The 17,373-nt window shown below is 70.7% G+C and carries 17 protein-coding genes and 1 pseudogene; 5 read left to right on the top strand and 13 right to left on the bottom strand.

The features are described from left to right. Window positions 1-129: 129 nt before the first annotated feature. From hpnD to D1369_RS05450, 9 genes are all read right to left on the bottom strand, one after another. On the bottom strand, window positions 130-1,080 hold the full coding sequence (gene hpnD, locus D1369_RS05410) for a presqualene diphosphate synthase HpnD (protein WP_007386164.1): 951 nt from the start codon (window positions 1,078-1,080) through the stop codon (window positions 130-132). After that, a complete protein-coding gene (gene hpnC, locus D1369_RS05415) occupies window positions 1,077-1,979 on the bottom strand; it encodes a squalene synthase HpnC (protein ID WP_007386163.1) in 903 nt (300 codons plus the stop codon). The genes hpnD and hpnC overlap by 4 nt, the downstream gene beginning before the upstream one ends. 387 nt (window positions 1,980-2,366) lie before the next feature. Next, on the bottom strand, window positions 2,367-3,182 hold the full coding sequence (locus tag D1369_RS05420) for an ABC transporter ATP-binding protein (protein ID WP_007386162.1): 816 nt from the start codon (window positions 3,180-3,182) through the stop codon (window positions 2,367-2,369). Continuing rightward, window positions 3,175-4,104 carry an ABC transporter permease gene (locus D1369_RS05425; RefSeq protein WP_007386161.1) on the bottom strand — a complete coding sequence of 310 codons (930 nt, stop codon included), beginning with the start codon at window positions 4,102-4,104 and terminating at the stop codon, window positions 3,175-3,177. Before D1369_RS05425 ends, D1369_RS05420 begins: the two co-directional genes overlap by 8 nt. Window positions 4,105-4,209: 105 nt before the next feature. Beyond that, window positions 4,210-5,082 carry a glycosyltransferase gene (locus tag D1369_RS05430; protein ID WP_202478219.1) on the bottom strand — a complete coding sequence of 291 codons (873 nt, stop codon included), beginning with the start codon at window positions 5,080-5,082 and terminating at the stop codon, window positions 4,210-4,212. Window positions 5,083-5,090: 8 nt separating this feature from the next. After that, window positions 5,091-5,870 carry a CDP-alcohol phosphatidyltransferase family protein gene (locus D1369_RS05435; protein ID WP_082319587.1) on the bottom strand — a complete coding sequence of 260 codons (780 nt, stop codon included), beginning with the start codon at window positions 5,868-5,870 and terminating at the stop codon, window positions 5,091-5,093. Continuing rightward, on the bottom strand, window positions 5,848-6,909 hold the full coding sequence (locus D1369_RS05440; RefSeq protein ID WP_007386158.1) for an iron-containing alcohol dehydrogenase family protein: 1,062 nt from the start codon (window positions 6,907-6,909) through the stop codon (window positions 5,848-5,850). The genes D1369_RS05435 and D1369_RS05440 overlap by 23 nt, the downstream gene beginning before the upstream one ends. Then, window positions 6,897-7,649 carry a phosphocholine cytidylyltransferase family protein gene (locus D1369_RS05445; protein WP_007386157.1) on the bottom strand — a complete coding sequence of 251 codons (753 nt, stop codon included), beginning with the start codon at window positions 7,647-7,649 and terminating at the stop codon, window positions 6,897-6,899. The genes D1369_RS05440 and D1369_RS05445 overlap by 13 nt, the downstream gene beginning before the upstream one ends. After that, the gene (locus D1369_RS05450; RefSeq protein ID WP_118082300.1) at window positions 7,646-9,439 is read right to left on the bottom strand and encodes a DUF5941 domain-containing protein; all 1,794 of its coding nucleotides are present in this window, start codon (window positions 9,437-9,439) and stop codon (window positions 7,646-7,648) included. Before D1369_RS05450 ends, D1369_RS05445 begins: the two co-directional genes overlap by 4 nt. Window positions 9,440-9,716: 277 nt before the next feature. Between D1369_RS05450 and galE the strand changes: the two genes are divergently transcribed. From galE to idi, 3 genes are all read left to right on the top strand, one after another. Continuing rightward, window positions 9,717-10,685, top strand: coding sequence for a UDP-glucose 4-epimerase GalE (galE, locus tag D1369_RS05455; protein ID WP_007386155.1), 969 nt, complete (start codon window positions 9,717-9,719; stop codon window positions 10,683-10,685). 141 nt (window positions 10,686-10,826) lie between these two features. Beyond that, window positions 10,827-11,768 (top strand): cation diffusion facilitator family transporter, encoded by a 942-nt coding sequence (locus tag D1369_RS05460; RefSeq protein ID WP_007386154.1) that lies wholly within the window; start codon window positions 10,827-10,829, stop codon window positions 11,766-11,768. Between the two features lie 187 nt (window positions 11,769-11,955). Then, window positions 11,956-12,549 (top strand): isopentenyl-diphosphate Delta-isomerase, encoded by a 594-nt coding sequence (gene idi / locus D1369_RS05465; protein ID WP_007386153.1) that lies wholly within the window; start codon window positions 11,956-11,958, stop codon window positions 12,547-12,549. A gap of 15 nt (window positions 12,550-12,564) precedes the next feature. On the opposite strand, the gene D1369_RS05470 is transcribed toward idi, so the two are convergent. Together D1369_RS05470 and D1369_RS05475 are read right to left on the bottom strand one after the other, a co-directional pair. Further along, window positions 12,565-13,089, bottom strand: coding sequence for an ATP-binding protein (locus D1369_RS05470; RefSeq protein WP_007386152.1), 525 nt, complete (start codon window positions 13,087-13,089; stop codon window positions 12,565-12,567). 126 nt (window positions 13,090-13,215) lie between these two features. After that, window positions 13,216-13,821, bottom strand: a complete 606-nt coding sequence (locus tag D1369_RS05475; protein WP_007386151.1) for an HdeD family acid-resistance protein — start codon at window positions 13,819-13,821, stop codon at window positions 13,216-13,218. A 69-nt stretch (window positions 13,822-13,890) separates the two neighbouring features. On the opposite strand from D1369_RS05475, the gene D1369_RS05480 reads away from it, so the two are divergent. Next, window positions 13,891-14,655, top strand: coding sequence for an enoyl-CoA hydratase/isomerase family protein (locus D1369_RS05480; protein WP_007386150.1), 765 nt, complete (start codon window positions 13,891-13,893; stop codon window positions 14,653-14,655). Here the strand turns inward: D1369_RS05480 and D1369_RS05485 are convergent. After that, on the bottom strand, window positions 14,627-15,277 hold the full coding sequence (locus tag D1369_RS05485; RefSeq protein ID WP_007386149.1) for a DJ-1/PfpI family protein: 651 nt from the start codon (window positions 15,275-15,277) through the stop codon (window positions 14,627-14,629). The two genes, D1369_RS05480 and D1369_RS05485, sit on opposite strands and share 29 nt — an antisense overlap. 11 nt (window positions 15,278-15,288) lie before the next feature. After that, entirely contained in the window at window positions 15,289-16,182 is an 894-nt protein-coding gene (locus tag D1369_RS05490) for a GlxA family transcriptional regulator (RefSeq protein WP_202477137.1), read from the bottom strand. A 23-nt stretch (window positions 16,183-16,205) separates the two neighbouring features. Here D1369_RS05490 and D1369_RS05495 point away from each other — a divergent pair. Then, window positions 16,206-17,108, top strand: a pseudogene (locus D1369_RS05495) (pyruvate dehydrogenase); the annotation flags it as partial. Window positions 17,109-17,373 lie beyond the last annotated feature (265 nt).

Below are 17,373 nucleotides of genomic sequence, written 5' to 3' on the forward strand. Positions count from 1 at the left end.
CCCGGACGCCGTGGTGCTCGAACGGTGCACGGCCGGCCGTCGCAGTCAGGGACGCCGTCCCGGAGCGGAGGGTTGCGTGCCGCTTTTCTCCGGTGGCATCACCTTGGACCGAATTGTGCACCTCGCCCATCAGGCGCGCCTCCTGACAGGCCGCCGCGTCACATGCCGGGCGTCGAGGCCGGACAGGCCGCGGACGGCGACGTACGCCTTCTCGCGTCCGGGCAGTGAGACCCGGCCGCGCAGCACCGCCTCGGGGTCGCGCTCGATGCGGTCGAGCAGGCGGCGGTAGATGCCCGCCATGGCGGCGACACAGGCACCGCTGCGCCGGTCGAGCATGGGGAGCAGCCGGTAGCCCTCGGCGAAAAGGGCGCGGGCCCGTCGCACTTCGAAGTGCACGAGGCCCGCGAAGTCGGCGCCCTCCGGTGGTTTCGGCCCCTTGAAGCCGGCCGAGCAGCCGAACTTCGCGAGGTCGTCGGCGGGCAGATAGGTGCGCCCGTCCTCGGCGTCCTCCCGGACGTCTCTGAGGATGTTCGTGAGCTGGAGCGCGAGGCCGAGCGTGTCGGCATACTCCGGCGCGCGTTCGGCGGCGCGCGCCCCCGGTTCGGTGCCGAACACACCGAGCGAGAGGCGCCCGATGGCGCCCGCCACACAGCGGCAGTACACCTTCAGATCGTCCCACGTCTCGTAGGTCTCGCCGCGTACGTCCATCAGGACGCCGTCGATCAGTTCGTCCAGGCCGCTCAGCGGGATCGGGAAGGTCTCGGCGGCGTGGGCGAGGGCGACGGCCACCGGATCGGTGTCGTCCTCGGCGACCGAACCCTCGCGCACCCGGGTCAGCATCGCCCTGGTGTCCTCGAGCCTCGCGGCCTTGACGTCGCCCGCCAGCGCGCCGTCGCCGATGTCGTCGACGCGCCGCGAGAACGCGTAGAGCGCCGACATCGCACGCCGCTTGGACGTCGGCAGCAGCCTGATGCCGTACGCGAAGTTACGGGCCTGCTGTCCGGTCACGGCCTCGCAGTAGCTGTAGGCGGCGAGTACCGGTGCGGACGTGTGTGGTGGTGGCTCCACCGTCCGGATCACCTCTCTCCTCGCAGAGTGACGCCCACCTCGCGCAGCAGCTGGAGCTTGCCGGGCTTGGGCGAGCCGGGAAGTACGTCGTACTCGGCGGCGGTGATCGCGCGGAGCGCCGCCCTTCCCCCCGCCACGAACCCTGCGAGCAGCAGCTTCAGTCTGCCGTGGACGCTACCCACCAGGGGGGCGCCTTCATTCAGGAGTTCGCGGGCGCGTTGTGCCTCGTATGCAACCAGAGCGCGCACCGATGCGCCCGCGGTTTTCGTGGCGAGATCCGCCTCCTGGACATGAAAGCGCTTCATGTCCGCGGCGGGCAGATAGATCCGGTCGCGGCCGAGGTCCTCGGCGACGTCCTGGAGGTGTTCGACGATCTGGAGGGCGGTGCAGATCGCGTCCGAGAGGCGGACCCGCTCGGGGGTCGAGGTGCCGGTGACGGCGAGCACGAGACGGCCTACGGGGTTGGCGGACAGCTCGCAGTAGGCGAGCAGGTCGTCATAGGTCTCGTAGCGGGTGACGAGCTGGTCCTGGCGGTTGGCGGCGATCAGACCGAGGAAGGGCTCGGGGGTCAGCGCGCGGCGGCGGACCGTGGGCCGGAGGCGGCGCAGCAACGGGTGGCGGGGCTCTCCGGAGAAGACGCGGTGCAGGTCGGCCTCGAAGGCGTCCAGCAGGACCAGCCGGTCCTCGGCCTCCGCGGGCGACACGCCGAGCAGCCGGGCGTCGGCGCCGCCGGGGGCCAGGTCGCCGTCACCGATGTCGTCGACGAGGCGCGCGAAGCCGTACACCGCCATGAGGTCGGTGCGCCAGTCCTTGGGCAGGAAGAACGGAGCCACGGGGAAGTTCTCCGCCGCGGCTTTGTCGAGCGTTCCGCGCTCCGTCACTCCGGGGCGCGTCGTGCCGGTCTCCGTCATCGTGGCCTGCCCGGGGCGGGGACGGCACGTGCTGCGTTGAGCTGGGGAGTTTCCGTAGCCATCGCCGTCACATCTCCCGTTCTACACCGCCGACCCAATACACACTATTTCGGACACGCCGCCCGGCCGTCCGCGCGGCGTCCCAGTGATGGGGTGTCGCGCATTATCGCCCTACTTGCCGCGATTGGGCACCGGTACAGCTTACGTTGTACAACGCGGCAAGGATCCTCGGGGTGTCCTGCACATCACAACAACACACCGATTGGCCCCAAGATTCCTAAGGGGCGCCGAAGTTGACGCTTCCTTTGCAGACGCGTGGCCCCGCCGGAACAGTTCCGGCGGGGCCCGGTCGAGCGGAGCGGTGTCTTTCGTCCGGGGCGTGGTGGACTACTTGCCCGTGAACTTCTCGTACTCCTTGATGACCTCATCGGTCGGGCCGTCCATGCGCAGCTCGCCGCGCTCCAGCCACAGGACGCGGTTGCAGGTGTCACGGATCGACTTGTTGTTGTGACTGACGAGAAAGACCGTGCCGGCCTCCTTGCGCAGTTCCCGGATGCGTTCCTCGGAGCGCTTCTGGAACTTGCGGTCACCGGTGGCCAGGGCCTCGTCGATCATGAGGACGTCGTGGTCCTTGGCGGCGGCGATGGAGAAGCGCAGGCGGGCCGCCATGCCGGAGGAGTACGTGCGCATCGGAAGGGTGATGAAGTCGCCCTTCTCGTTGATCCCGGAGAAGTCGACGATCTCCTGGTAGCGCTCCCTGATCTGCTCCCGGGACATGCCCATGGCGAGGCCGCCCAGGATGACGTTGCGCTCCCCGGTCAGGTCGTTCATCAGGGCCGCGTTGACGCCGAGCAGGGAGGGCTGGCCGTGGGTGTAGACGCGGCCGCTCTCGGCGGGCAGCAGGCCGGCGATGGCCCGCAGGAGGGTCGACTTGCCGGAGCCGTTGGAGCCGATCAGTCCGACCGCCTCGCCCTTGTAGGCGACGAAGGAGACGCCCTTGACGGCGTGCACCTTGCGCACGCCCCGCGCGGCGTCGTCGGAGCCTCGCTTGAGGATGCGGCTGAGCGCGGCGGTCGCGCTGCCCTTGCCGGTCTTGGCGCCGTTGACGCGGTAGACGATGTGCAGCTCGTCCGCGATGACGGTGGGGATCTGCGCGTCCGCGGTGCCCGTGAGGGTCTGCTCGTCCCTGATGTCCTCAGCCACGGCCGTACCTTTCCTCCGCCTTCCAGAAGTACACGAAGCCGCCGAGCGCGAAGAGCGCGGCCCAGCCGCCCGCGGCCGCCCAGACGTGGTCGGGCAGGTTCTCGGCGCCGTACTCGTCGATCAGGGCGAAGCGCATGAGGTCCATGTAGATGGCCGCCGGGTTCCACTGGAGGACCGTGGCGACCCACTGCGGCTTGTCGGCCAGCATGATCGGGATCGAGAACATCACGCCGGACGCGTACATCCACGTCCGCATCACGAACGGCATGAGCTGTGCCAGGTCGGGGGTCTTGGCGCCCGCGCGGGCCATGATCAGCGCGAGGCCGGTGTTGAAGAGGAACTGCAGGAACAGCACCGGGACGATGAGCGCCCAGGACAGGTCCGGGTAGTGGCCGAAGCCGACCGCCACGGCGAACAGCACGACCATCGAGAACAGCAGCTGCTGGAGCTGCTGGAGCGCGAAGGAGATCGGCAGGGACGCCCGCGGGAAGTGCAGCGCGCGCACCAGACCGAGGTTGCCGGAGATGGCGCGCACGCCCGCCATGACGGAGCTCTGCGTGAAGGTGAACACGAACACACCCGTGACCAGGAACGGGATGTACACGTCCTTCGACATGCCCCGGCTGGCGTTCAGGATGACGCCGAAGATGAAGAAGTACACGCCCGCGTTCAGCAGCGGCGTCGCCACCTGCCACAGCTGGCCGAGCTTGGCCTGGCTGTACTGGGCGGTCAGCTTCGCCCGCGAGAACGCGAGGATGAAGTGGCGCCGGTCCCAGAGCTGGCGGACGTACTCGACGAGCGAGGGCCTGGCGCCGCTCACGGTCAGGCCGTACCGGCCGGCGAGCTGCGCCGCCGTGAGGCCCTCGTCGGGCGACGCGGGCGCGCTCACCGCGACCGTGCCGTCGTGCGTTGTCTCACTCACTGATGGATAGCTTTCCTCTTCGGGATGCTTCTGGATGCGCGCCTGTGCGGACAGGGCGGGAGCGCGGGCCGCGGTGCGGCCCGGCCGCTCTCGGCAACGAGCTTGTCAGATGACCGGGGGCCGGCCCAATCGGGTCAGGCGCCAGACGGTACGCCACTTCATCGGCCTGCGCGGTCCGCACGGTGTGCTCCAGCCCTCCCGGAAGCCGCCGAACCAGGCCTTCAGGGCGGGCCGCGAGGGGCGGCGCAGCAGGGTCAGCAGCATCCAGACACCCAGGTAGACCGGGACCAGGAGCGCGGGCAGGTTGCGGCGGGCGAGCCAGACGCGGTTGCGGGCGACCATGCGGTGGTAGACCGCGTGCCGCGAGGGCGCGGTCGTCGGGTGGTACAGCACCATGTCGGACCGGTAGTCGATCATCCAGCCCGCGTCGAGGGCCCGCCATGCCAGGTCGGTTTCCTCGTGGGCGTAGAAGAACTCGTCCGGGAGGCCGCCGACTTCGGCGAAGACCTGGGTGCGTACGGCGTTGGCGCCGCCGAGGAAGGTGGTGACCCGGGAGGAGCGCATCGGGTCGGCGGCCCGCAGCCGGGGCACGTGCCGACGCTGGGTGACCCCGGTGTCGGGGTCGGCGATGCGGAAGCTGACGATGCCGAGCTTCGGGTCGGCCGTGAAGGCCTGACGGCACAGTTCGGCGGTGTCGTGGTTCGGGAGGAGACCGTCGTCGTCCAGGAAAAGCAGTATGTCGACGTCGCGACCGCTGGGCCCGAAGGCCTCGATGCCGACGTTGCGGCCGCCGGGGATGCCGAGGTTCTCGGGCAGCTCGATGGTCCGCACGCCCTCGGGGACGTCCGGGACGGGCGAGCCGTTGCCGACGACGACCACCTGGACCGGGTCGCCGTCCTGCTTGGCGACCGAGTCGAGCAGGGCGCGCAGCTCCTCGGGGCGGTTGCCCATGGTGATGATGACCGCGCCGACCTTCATGCCGGTGCTCACTTCAGCCTGCTGGAGGCGAGGATCGAAACGAGGTGCAGCAGGGTCTGGAGCAGGGCGATCCCGGCCATCACCGCGACGCCGAGCCGCGTGAAGAACAGGTCGTCCCGCATCTGGTCCACGACTGCCAGGACCAGGATCACCAGGGACGCCTCTATGCCGAGGATCAGCCGGTGGAACTTGAACGCGGCGGCGGCCCGGCGGGCCAGCGCCATGCCGGAGGAGCGCATCTCGGCGGCGGCCTCCTGGACGGGAGGCTTGCCCGTCTGGTGCCGGGCGACCCCCACGAGGTCGGTCTCGGCCTTGATGAGGATCGCACCGAGGGCGGCCAGGGTGCCGAGGAAGGCCCACAGCCAGTCGATACGACCGCTGCCGAACAGGTCGGCGGCGCGCAGACCGAAGCCGACGAGCACGGCAGCGTCGGTCAGGTACGCGCCGACGCGGTCCAGGTACACGCCGTTGAGCGAGTACTGCTTCTTCCAGCGCGCGATCTCGCCGTCGACGCAGTCCAGCAGCAGGTACATCTGGACGCACACCACGCCGAGCACCGCCCCCGGGATCCCCGGCACCAGGAGGGCCGGGGCCGCGAGGACACCGAAGACGGTCATCAGGTACGTGAGCTGGTTGGGCGTCACCCTGGTGTTCACCAGGTAGCGGTCCACCCGCAGGGACACCTCACGCATGTAGAGGCGTCCCATCCAGTGCTCACCGCTGCGCCGGTCCTTGACCCCTGCGGGGTGGACGACCGGACGGAGTTCAGCTACCGATGGCCTTGACATAGTCGGCGTAGGTGTCCTTGATCTGGTCGGTCTTGAGGTCGAGGTGTTCGAGGATGGTGTAGCGGCCGGGGCGGGTCTGCGGGGCGAACTCCACTGCGCGGACGAACTCCGCGGGTGTGAAGCCGATTTCCTCCGGCAGCACCGGAAGTCCGTGCCGGCGCAGTACCTCGGCCATGTACGCCGATTCCTCGTGGGCTCCGCGCAGGTACATCGCGAAGGCCGCGCCCAAACCGCACTGCTCGCCATGGGCGGCGGCGCGCTTGGGGTAGAGCAGGTCGAACGCGTGGTTGATCTCGTGGCAGGCACCGGAGGACGGGCGGGAGTCGCCCGACACCGACATGGCGATACCGGTGAGGACCAGTGCCTCGGCCAGCACCTGGAGGAAGTTGTCGTCGCCGACTCCGCCGGGGTGGCGGAGCACCGCCTCGCCGGCCTGGCGGGCCATCGCCGCGGCGAGACCGTCGATCTTCTCGCCGTTGACGCGGTTGGCCAGTTCCCAGTCCGCGACGGCGGAGATGTTGGAGATGACGTCGCCGATGCCGGAGCGCACGAAGCGGACGGGGGCCTCACGGATCACGTTGAGGTCGATGACCACGGCGATCGGGTTCGGCACCCCGTACGAGCCGCGGCCGGCGTCGTTGTCGAGGGTCGCGACCGGCGAGCAGAGACCGTCGTGCGCGAGGTTGGTGGCCACGGCGACCAGCGGCAGGCCCACCCGGGCCGCCGCGAACTTCGCGCAGTCGATGATCTTCCCGCCGCCGAGGCCGACGATCGCGTCGTAGTGGCCGGCCTTTATGTCGTTCGCCAGCCGGACCGCGTCGTCGATCGTGCCGCCGCCGACCTCGAACCAGGTGGCCCCGGGCAGACTCGGCGCGATCCGCTCGCGCAGCCTGGCACCCGAGCCGCCGCTGACGGCGACGGCGAGCTTGCCGGACTGCGAGATACGTTCGTCGGCGAGCACACAGCCGAGGTCGTCGAGGGCACCCGGGCGGATGTCCACGACGAGCGGTGAGGGGATCAGCCGGGTCAGTACTGGCACGCGATCTCCCGTCCACGGGCGAGGTCGTCGTGGTTGTCGATCTCCACCCACGGGACGTCGCCGATCGGCGCGACGTCGATGCGGAAGCCGCGGTTCACGAGCTCCTGGTAGCCGTGCTCGTAGAACTGCTGCGGGTCGGTCTCCCAGACCGTCTTCAGCGCGTCGGCCAGTTCGGGGGCGGCGTCGCCCTCGATCAGGGTGACGCCGATGTACTCGCCGGTGGCCTCGGCGGGATCCATCAGCTTGGTGATCTTCGTCATGCCCCGCTCGGGGTCGACGACGACCTTCATCTCCTCGTCGGCGAGGTTCTTCACCGTGTCCAGGGCGAGAATGATCCGCTTGCCCTCGCCGCGGGCGGCGAGCAGCGTCTTCTCGACGGAGACCGGGTGCACGGTGTCGCCGTTGGCGAGGATCACGCCGTCCTTGAGAGCGTCACGGCCGCACCACAGGGAGTAGGCGTTGTTCCACTCCTCGGCCTTGTCGTTGTCGATGAGGGTGAGCTTGAGGCCGTACTTCGCCTCCAGCGCCGCCTTGCGCTCGTACACGGCTTCCTTGCGGTAGCCGACGATGACCGCGACCTCGGTCAGACCGATCTCGGCGAAGTTGCCGAGGGTGAGGTCCAGGACCGTCGGTTCGCCCTCTATGCCCGCGGGGCCCACCGGCACCAGAGCCTTGGGGAGGCTGTCGGTGTAGGGGCGCAGACGCCGTCCGGCGCCGGCCGCCAGCACGAGGCCGATCATGCGGGTTCTCCTTCGTCGTGTACGGCGGGAGCCCCAGCGGACACCCAGAAGCGGATGCTCTCGACGAGCACCAGCAGGGCCACGGCCACGGCCAGGACCGTGAGCGCGACCGTGAACTGCGAGGCGGTGAGCAGCGCGGCCAGGACGGTGACGAGCAGAGTCCGTCCTTCGTGCCCCCCGACGGCGCGCACCAGCCAGGCCGGGGGCGCTCCGGCGTTGCCGCGGATGCGGTACACCGTGTCGTAGTGATGGTAGGCGACGGCGCCCACCAGCCCGAAAGCCGCTGGCAGGGCTCCGTTCACGTCCGCCTTGGCTGCCAGGATCAGGACGGTGCAGTACTCGGCTGCCCTGAAGAACGGGGGGATCAACCAGTCGAGGGCGCCCTTGAGGGGGTGCGACACGGCTTCGGCCGACAGCAGGACGTAGAGCCCGGCGAGCAGGACGACCTGCCAGGCGGGACCCCATGCCCAGGCCGCCAACACCACGGCGACCGCGCCGGCGGCGGCGCTGAGCGGCGCGGTCCTGCGGACCGGGCCCGGCAGGAAGCGCACGATCAGTTCGGCCAACGGTCCGCTGTCCGCGAGGTCCGCCAGCGCCTGAGCCGCCCGGTCCGTCCGCTTGGCCTTGCGGGTCAGCGACCGCAGCACCCGCCCCGCCGTGGTGTACGTCGCCGCGAAGGCGCATCCGACGAGAAGGACGTAGAAGGTGATCCGCGGTGTCGTGACCGCGGTGAGCACCGCGATCATCGCCCAGCGCTCCCCGATGGGCAGCACGATCATCCGCCGCACCCACACCGTCCAGCCGACGCTGTCGAGCTTGTCCGAAAGGGCGGCCGTGGGGCTGGTGTTGGCGGTGGCGTCGTGATTCGCCTCGTTGAAGGAGAAGTCGACGACGTGCCGGCAGGTCTGGAGGATCATCGCGCCGAGCGCCAACGCCCATACGTCGTCGCCGCCCCGGGCCGCGCCGAGGGCGAGGCCGGCGTAGTAGGCGTACTCCTTGGCGCGGTCGAAGGTGGCGTCGAGCCAGGCGCCCAGGGTGGAGTACTGCAGGGAGTAGCGGGCGAGCTGGCCGTCGGTGCAGTCCAGGACGAACGAGGCGATCAGCAGGACGCCCGCCGCGATGAACCCTCCGCGCGTGCCGGTGGCCGCGCAGGCCGCCGCGATGAGCGCGGTGAGCAGGGAGGCCGTGGTGACCTGGTTCGGGGTCAGGCCGCGACGGGCGCACCAGCGGGCGATGTAGCGGGAGTAGGGGCTGATGAAGTACGTGGTGAAGAAGCCGTCGCGGGACTTCACGGCGGACTTCAGGCGTACGGCCTCGTCGTCGACGTCCGCGACGGCCTGCCGTGCCTCGTTGCGGGCCTGCGGGTCGGCGGGGACCGCGGCGACCAGGCTGCCGAGCTCGGGGCGGTACACCTCGGCGCCGTCCTCGGCCAGCGCGGTGACGATGCGGTCGGGAAGGCTGTCCACGGCGACCGCCGTGCCGCCGCCCTCGGAGTTCTCGCGGGCCAGCACGCGGGTGAGGGTCACCCGGCCGTCGGGCTGCGCGGTGACGGCGCCGGGCAGGGCGGCGAGCGAGAAGCGGGGGTCGGTCAGGCCCAGGCGCAGCGCGTGGACGTGGCCGACGAATCGGGCGTCGACGAGGGCGACGCGCTGGTCGCAGGGTGCCTCGGCGACCAGCCGCTCGGCGTCGGCGGCGTCCGCGGCGACCCGCACGTCGAAGCCGAGGGACCGCAGATCACCCTCGATCGACGAACCGGGGACCGGCTGACCGGTGAGGATGGCGGTCGACAACCGAACTCACTCCCTGGGTGCCGACGCTCGGGCGCCGGTCATGTGCACGATGGGGGCGCCCCTTGGCTGTACCAGGCGGGCGGCATGTCGGCAGAGGCTATCGGATGCCAAGAAGGCGGCGTTCACCGCCCGTTAACGGACCGATCAACAGCGTCTCCCCCGGCCTTTGCCGCGATCATCATCGGTGATCCGGGCCCCCGCCCACAAACCGCGCCCCACAGAGCGGACATCCGGGACATCGTGAGGGCCCGGGAGCGTCGGCATAGGGTGGACGACCATGACGTGGCTGATCACCGGCGGTGCCGGGTACATAGGGGCACATGTGGCGCGGGCCATGACGGGGGCCGGGGAACGGGTGCTCGTCCTGGACGACCTCTCGGCCGGGGTGCCCGCGCGGCTCCCCGCCGACGTGCCGCTGGTCCGCGGCTCCTCGCTGGACGGCGGCCTTCTCAAGCGGGTGCTGGCCGAGCACGCGGTGACGGGTGTGGTGCATCTCGCGGCGCGCAAGCAGGTCGCCGAGTCGGTGGCGCAGCCGACCCGCTACTACCAGGAGAACGTCGGGGGGCTGGCGACTCTCCTGGAGGCGGTCGCGGAGGCCGGGATCGAGCGCTTCCTCTTCTCCTCCTCGGCGGCCGTCTACGGCAACCCCGATGTGGAACTGATCACGGAGGAGACGCCGTGCGCTCCCGTGAACCCCTACGGCGAGACGAAGCTCGCCGGGGAGTGGCTGGTGCGGGCGGCCGGACAGGCACACGGGATCTCCACCGTCTGCCTGCGCTACTTCAACGTCGCCGGGGCCGCGGCGCCGGAGCTCGCGGACACCGGTGTCTTCAACATCGTGCCCATGGTCTTCGACCGCCTCACCCGCGACCAGGCGCCGCGGATCTTCGGCGACGACTACCCCACGCCGGACGGCACCTGCATCCGTGACTACATCCATGTGTCCGACCTGGCCGAGGCACACCTCGCGGCGGCCCGGCGGCTGTCCGAAGGCGGACAGGGAGGTGACCTGACGGTCAACATCGGTCGCGGCGAAGGCGTCTCCGTACGCGAGATGGTCACGGTGATCGGCGAGGTGACCGGAGACCGACGGCCCGCGGTCGTGGAGCCCCGGCGTCCCGGGGACGCACCCGTGTCGGTGGCCTCGGCCGCCCGGGCCGCCGAGACGCTCGGCTGGAGCGCGCGCCTGGGGGTGCGCGAGATGATCGACTCCGCCTGGCGCGGCTGGCTGCTGCACCACCAGTGAGCCTGCCCTGACCTGCGATTCGTTTCCGCAGGTCAGGGCACATGACAACGGTGTTCAGTGCCGCGTTGCCCGGTACCCCCCGCCCGTAGTTCACTGTGATCCCGGACGGACTGTCCGCGAGCGACGTAGGAGGCGGCTTCCATGGGGGCAGGGCACGATCACGGCCACGCGCACTCGCATGCGCCGGCCGGCGGTACGGCGACCGCGGCGTACGTCGGCAGGCTGCGGGGGGCGTTGTCGATCACGCTCACCGTCATGGTGGTCGAGATCGTCGGCGGCATCGTCGCGGACTCCCTCGCCCTGGTCGCGGACGCGGCGCACATGGCGACGGACGCGCTGGGCCTCGGCATGGCCCTCCTCGCGATCCACTTCGCGAACCGGCCGCCGACCGGCAACCGCACCTTCGGGTACGCCCGCGCGGAGATCCTCGCCGCTCTCGCCAACTGTCTGCTGCTGCTCGGAGTCGGCGGCTACGTCCTGTACGAGGCGATCCAGCGGTTCGTCACGCCGGTCGACACCGAGGGCGGGCTGACCATCATGTTCGGTGCGATCGGTCTGGTCGCGAACATGATCTCGCTGACCCTGCTGATGCGCGGTCAGAAGGAGAGCCTGAACGTACGGGGGGCGTTCCTGGAGGTCGCGGCGGACGCGCTCGGCTCGCTCGCGGTGATCGTCTCGGCCGCGGTGATCCTGACCACGGGCTGGCAGGCCGCCGACCCGATCGCCTCGCTCGTCATCGGCGTGATGATCGTGCCGCGCACCTTCAAGCTGCTGCGCGAGACCCTCGACGTCCTGCTGGAGGCGGCACCCAAGGACGTCGACATGGCGGAGGTGCGCACGCACATCCTGGCCCTGGACGGCGTGGAGGACGTCCACGACCTGCACGCCTGGACGATCACCTCGGGAATGCCGGTGCTGTCCGCCCACGTGGTGGTGCGTTCCGACGTGCTCAGCGCGATCGGCCACGAGAAGATGCTGCACGAGCTCCAGAACTGCCTCGGTGACCATTTCGACGTGGAGCACTGCACCTTCCAGCTGGAGCCGGTCGGGCACGCGGAGCACGAGGCGCATCTGTGCCACTGACACACGTGTACGGTGCATGAAACGCCCGTTCTGGCGGAATGCAGCGATCCGGCACACCTTCGCGTCCTCCACCCCACAACCCCGCCCCGAGCGGTTCCCCGCCCGCCGCGCCGGGCACGATCAACTGCCGGGAGTGCCGGACACGTGCGGCACACTTGGGGCGCGAAGACCGATGTGAAGGATGGGTATGCCGACCACACCTGCCACCACGACGCACACTCCGTCGAACGGCGCCGCGAACGCGATCCTGCTGGAACTGGTCGACGAGCACGGTGTGACGATCGGCACCGCGGAGAAGCTCGCCGCCCACCAGCCGCCGGGACAGCTGCACCGCGCCTTCTCGGTGTTCCTCTTCGACGAGCGGGGCCGGCTGCTGCTGCAACAGCGCGCGCTGGGCAAGTACCACTCCCCCGGCGTGTGGTCCAACACCTGTTGCGGCCACCCCTACCCGGGCGAGGCGCCCTTCGCGGCGGCGGCCCGGCGGACGTACGAGGAGCTGGGGGTCTCCCCCTCGCTGCTCGCCGAGGCGGGCACGGTCCGCTACAACCACCCCGACCCGGACTCGGGCCTGGTCGAGCAGGAGTACAACCACCTGTTCGTCGGCATGGTGCAGTCCCCGCTCGGTCCGGACCCGGAGGAGGTCGCCACGACCGCCTTCGTGACCCCGGCCGAGCTGGCGGAGCGGCACGCGAAGGACACCTTTTCCGCATGGTTCATGACGGTGCTCGACGCGGCCCGTCCCGCGGTCAGGGAGCTGACGGGCTCGTCCGCCGGCTGGTGAGGGGCCCGCGGGCCCTCAGGACACGCGCACGGCCTTGAGCGGCAGGGCGGCCCAGATCACCTTGCCGCCGCTGGACGTGTGCTCGACGTCGCAGACCCCGCCCGCCTCGCGGGTGATCTCGCGGACCAGGAGCAGTCCCCGGCCGCCCTCGCCGCTGTGGTCGGTCTCCAGGGCGGTCGGCCGGTAGGGGTGGTTGTCCTCCACGGACACCCGCACCCACTCCGCGCCCACGGCCACCTCCACGGCGAGCATCGGCGAGAGCAGGGCCGCGTGCCGGACCGCGTTCGTGACGAGCTCGGACACGATCAGCAGGAGGCCCTGGACGAGGTCGTCCGAGACGGGCACTCCCTGGCGGTACAGCAGGTCCCGCACGGCGTGTCGCGCCTGCGGGACCGACGCGTCGACGGCGGGGGCGGTGAACCGCCACACACCCTCGTACGGCAGCGGGTCCGGTGTGCCCCGGTCGACGGGGTCCGGTTCGAGGGGGTCTTCTCCGCTGTCCGTCGGGCGGGGGCCTGACCCGCGCCCATGGTCGTCCATTCTTCGGTCGCCACCCTTGCGCTCGATTGTCACCACATGTCGAGTGTTGGCAGCGCACCGCTCCCCTCCGGATGTCTGAACAGAAGTCAGCGCATATCGAGTGCCCCTGACCGATTCCGCGCGGAACTATTCGGATGGTGTCGGCTTGGCGACTGCTTCGTGCTGCTCGGTGACCATGCCGACGATCTTTCGTCCGCCGAAGCCGGTGGCGATGAGCCCGAGACCGTCGAAGAGCAGGCTCAGCGAGAAGAAACAGCCGATCGCGTACTTGCTGCTGCTCGGCCAGGAGGCCAGCACCAGGATGCCCAGCAGCAGGCCGAAGGCGCCCTGCACGAGCGTCCAGCCGAACTGCGGTCCCCGCACCACCAGACTGCCGACCAGCCGGAACACCCCGCCGGTCAGGAAGAGCAGCGCGGCGAACATGGTCAGCGCCGCGGCCGCCGCCTGCGGCCGCACGATGACGACGACGCCGGCCGCGATGTCGAGTGCGGCGACCACGACACCGAGCCAGAAGAAGTTGGAGCCCCGGGCCTGGACCGCGTGCAGCAGTCCGACCACGCCGCCGATCAGCAGGAGCCAGCCGAACAGGATCATCGAGGTGAGCGTGGCCACCCCGGTGTACATCAGCCCGACGAGGCCGGCGAGCACCAGGATCACACCGAGCGCCGCCAGCCAGCCGAAATCGCGGCTCAGCTTGGCCGTCTCCGGGTTCTCCGCCTTGTTCACCGCCATGCGGGGCCTCCTCGCGCTGCGGGCCCCTTCTTGATCGTGCGCTCGGGGCGTACGGCTAGCATCCGACGCATGGAGCTCTCGGAGCCGCAGCTGCTGCACACTGTCGCCGACTCGGTCGCTACCGTCGTAGTCCACCATCCGGCCAAGCGCAATGCCATGACGGCCGCGATGTGGCGGGCGTTGCCGCCGCTGCTGGACACGCTGGCCGCCGATCCGGACGTCCGGGTGCTCGTGCTGACCGGGCAGGGCGGGACGTTCTGCGCGGGCGCCGACATCTCCACGCTGCGCCGCTCGCCCGAGGAGGCCCAGGGGCTCGCGGTGCGGGCCGAGGAGGCCCTCGCCGCGTTTCCGAAGCCGACGCTCGCGGCGGTCCGGGGGCACTGTGTGGGCGGCGGGTCGCAGCTCGCGGCGGCGTGCGATCTGCGGTTCGCCGAGGAGGGCGCGCTGTTCGGGGTGACACCGGCGAAGCTCGGGATCGTGTATCCGGCCTCTTCCACCCGGCGGTTGGTGTCGCTGGTCGGTCCGGCCACCGCCAAGTATCTGCTGTTCTCCGGCGAGTTGATCGACGCGGAGCGGGCACTGCGCACGGGCCTGGTCGACGAGGTGCTGCCGGAGGGCGAACTCGCCAAGCGGGTCGGGGAGTTCACGCGGATCCTGGCGTCCCGTTCGCAGCTGACGCAGGCCGCGGCGAAGGAGTTCGCGAACGGCCGCACGGACCGGGACGCGCACTGGAGCGCGCAGATGCGGGAGAGCGGCGACACCGCGGAGGGGGTCGCCGCGTTCCTGGAGCGCCGTCAGCCGCGGTTCACGTGGTCGGTTCCTGGCCGAGGATGAAACGGCTCCTGGAGCGGAGCAGCTCCACGACGTCCGCGGGTGCCTTCTGCGGGGCCCCGGCGTCGTAGGGCGGCTGCGGGTCGTACTCGATGCCCAGCTGCACGGCCTGGGCGACGAAGTCTCCCGCCGTCCGGCCGATCAGGTCGAGCCCCATGTCGATACCGGACGAGACCCCGGCCGCGGTGACGTACTTGCCGTCCACCACGACCCGCTCCCCGGTCGGTTCGACGCCGAACTTCCTCAGCTCGTCGAGGGCCAGCCAGTGCGAGGTGGCCCGGCGGCCTTCGAGGAGGCCCGCCGCGGCGAGCAGCAGGGAGCCGGTGCACACGGACGTCGTCCAGGTGCTGGTGGCGTCGGCCGTGCGGATCCACTCCAGGAGTGCCTCGTTGGTCATCTGCGGGGTCTGTCCGGGGCCGCCCGGGACCACCACGATGTCGGGGTGCGGCGCCTCGGTCAGACGCATGTCGGCGACCAGGGCGAGCCTGCCGTTGTCCGTGCGGACGGGGCCGGTCTCCTCGGCGACGAAGACGACCTCCGAGTCCGGGAGACGGCCCAGGGTCTCGTAGGGGCCGATCGCGTCCAGGGCGGTGAAACGGTCGAAGAGGACGATGGCGATCTGCACAGGGAGTCCTTTCAGCGGGCCGGGGTCGGGTGGAAGCGGCGGCGGTACTCGGAGGGGGCCGTGCCGAGGGCTTTGACGAAGGCACGGCGCATCCCCTCGGGTGTGCCGTAGCCGCTGGCGCGCGAGATCTCCTCGATGCCGTCGGAGGTGTCCTCCAGCAGGCGGCGGGCGTGTTCGAGCCGGACCCGGTCGACGTACCGGCCCGGCGTCATGCCGGTCTCGGTCTGGAAGGCACGGGCGAAGTGGCGGGGCGAGAGGCGCGCCCGGGCGGCAAGGGCCTCGACGCTCAGGTCGTCGGCGGGGTGCTCGGTGATCCACAGCTGGACCTCGCGCAGCGGCTCGCGCTGCGCGGTCTGGGCGGCGAGCTGGGCGCTGAACTGGGCCTGGTTGCCCGGCCGGCGCAGGAAGACGACCAGATGGCGGGCGATGGCGAGGGCGGCCTTGCGGTCCAGGTCCTCCTCGACCAGGGCGAGCGCGAGGTCGATGCCCGAGGTGACGCCGGCGGACGTCGACACCTGTCCGTCGCGCACGTAGATCGGGTCCGGGTCCACCTCTACGGCCGGGTGGTCGCGGGCCAGCTTGTCGCAGTACGCCCAGTGGGTGGTGGCGCGGCGGCCGTCCAGGAGTCCCGCCTCGGCGAGCCGGATGGCGCCGGTGCACACCGAGACCAGGCGCTCGGCCCGCGGTCCGTGCTCACGCAGCCAGTCGGTGAGGCGCGTGTCGGGGCGCCGGGTGCCCTGGCCACCGGGCACGAGGAGGGTGTGCGGGGCACCGGCCCGCGCGAGGGATTCGTCCGGTACGACGGTCAGGCCGCTGGAGGTGCGCACGGGAGAGCCGTCCAGCGAGGCCGTACGGATGCGGTAGGTGCCCGGGGTGAGCTGCTCGGCGCCGGCGAAGACCTCCAACGGGCCGGTGACGTCGAGGCTCGGACCCGGTGGACTACTCCACCGGCTCCGTGGGCATCGGCGCCACCGCGCCGATATGGGGCGCGGTGACCCGCCGCTATGTGGAGTGTGCCTTCGGCGGATCCGGCACCGGCCGGCAGTACTCGCTGGTCGGCGACGCCGAACTCGACGAGGGAGCAGTGTGGGAGGCCGTGCTGGACCCTGCGGTCTCCGACCTGGGCGAGATCGTGTGGATCGTCGACCTCAACCGCCAGTCGCTGGACAGGGTCGTCCCGCACCTGGCCGCAGACCGACTCCGTGGTCTCTTCAACGCTGCCGGCTGGCAGGTGATGGAGCTGAAATACGGCAGAGTCCTCGAAGTACTCTTCCGGCAGCCGGGCGGAGACGCCCTTCGCCGGCGTATCGACGACATGAGCAACCCGGAATTCCAGCGCCTGCTGCGCTGCGACGCCGACGAGGTACGCCGTCGGCTGCCCGGCACCGGCCCCGATGCGGCCGGCATCACCAAGCTGATCACCGAACTGGACGACGAGAGCTTGGTCAGGGCCCTTGCCAACCTCGGCGGCCATGATCTTGACGGGCTCGACGCGGCATTCGGTGCGATCGACGACACACGGCCCACCGTGATCCTCGCCTACACCGTCAAAGGCTACGGCCTGCCCATGCAGGGCCACCCCCAGAACCACTCCGCGCTGCTCACCGGGAACCAGATCAGTCAGCTGGCGGACCGGGTCGGGGCTGATGTGGACGATCCGTGGCGGCCGCCAGCGGCGGGCAGCCCTGCGGCGGAACTCTGCCGTGAGACCGCACAGCGCCTGCGACGGGAGGAAGTCTCCCTGGCCCCGCCGCAGACTCTGCCGCTCGACCTCGGCCGCACACCCACGTCCACAAAGGCCACCACCCAGGCCGCGCTCGGTCGGACACTGGCCACGCGCACGCACCGCCCTCAGCAACCGCCCGAACTGATCGATCCGCAGCCCCCTGGACGCTTCCACCCACACCCGCTCGGCCCTCAACACCCCAGCCGTACAACGTAGATGCCCTGTTCACGGGCTTCTGCAACACACCGTAAGCACGTCCGAGGCCTGTCGAGCCCAGCGTCTCGCAGGCCCCGGACGTCGGTGCGGGCCACCCCGGTCTCGGGGGGGAGGCCGGTGTGCGATGGCAGCCCGCGCGGAGCCGGGGGGCGGC

The sequence above is a fragment of the Streptomyces sp. CC0208 genome, from assembly GCF_003443735.1.
Classification (GTDB): Bacteria; Actinomycetota; Actinomycetes; order Streptomycetales; family Streptomycetaceae; genus Streptomyces; species Streptomyces sviceus.